At 66.9% G+C, this 1,042-nt stretch carries 1 protein-coding gene; it reads right to left on the reverse strand.

Annotation, left to right across the window (positions count from 1 at the left end; all coding sequences use genetic code 11):
- Positions 1-932 (reverse strand): IS481 family transposase (locus tag KZX60_RS11885; protein ID WP_248118618.1); only part of this gene is annotated, 932 nt, incomplete at its 3' end.
- Positions 933-1,042 lie beyond the last annotated feature (110 nt).

Consider the following 1,042-nt stretch of genomic DNA (forward strand, 5'->3'; position numbering starts at 1 on the left):
AGCGCGGCGTGACCCCGCTCAGTGTTGTAGTACTCCAACCACGGGGCAAGCGCGTCCTGTCGGTGAGCACTGGAGGTGAACACCTGCCGGTAGGCCCACTCGATCGCCAGCGTCCGGTTGAACCGCTCGACCTTGCCGTTCTGCCACGGGCAGTGCGGGCGGATGAACTTCTGCCTGGCCCCGAGCCCGGCCACCGCGGCCCGGAACGCTGCACTATGGCGATACGCGAACGCGTTGTCCGTGATGACACGCTCGATCCTCGTGATCCCCCGAGAGGCGAAGTACGCCGCGGCCCGCTGCAGGAATCCCGCGCACGTCTGCCCGGTCTCGTCGGCCAGGACCTCGGCGTAGGCCAGGCGGGAATGGTCATCGACCATCGCGTGCACGTAGTCGTATCCGATCTTGGGGCGCCGGCCTTTCTCAGCCTCGGTCGCCGCGCGTCCTCGTGCTCTCCAGCCCCCGCCCTCGGGGATCTTGCCCAGCTTCTTCACGTCCACGTGGACCAGTTCCCCGGGCCGGTCTCGTTCGTACCGGCGCGTGGTCGTCTTCGAAGAACGGATCACCTCCCCGGTGATCGGGTCGCATGCGGCCAGGCGGGGCACGTGATGACGACGCAGGATCCTGCCGATCGTGCGTGCTGGAACCCCGGTGAGCGGGGCAAGACGGTCCTGCCCGTACCGGTGCTCGGCGCGAGCGGCGAGCACCGCCTGCTCCGTGGCTGCAGAAGATCTCGTGGGGCTGGTGTGGGGGCGGGAGGAACGCGTGGCCAGGCCTGCATCGCCCTCGCACGCGTACCGGTCGATCCAGGTTTTCACGCATTTTCGTGAGACCCCCATCGCGGCGGCGATGTGGGCTTGAGCCCATCCGGCTTGGTGGCGTTGGACGATGAGTCGACGACCGTGAACGGTCAGGCGGGCGCTACCGTGGGACATGAGAACCTCTGGGTTTGTGATGTGGGCCTTAGACAAGCCACATCCCACCCGGAGGTTCTCCTTTGTTCAAGCTCCCTCGTGCCACCAACGTCCTGACCGGGTACACCTAG

It is taken from the genome of Micrococcus sp. EYE_212 (assembly GCF_023147585.1).
GTDB lineage: Bacteria > Actinomycetota > Actinomycetes > Actinomycetales > Micrococcaceae > Micrococcus.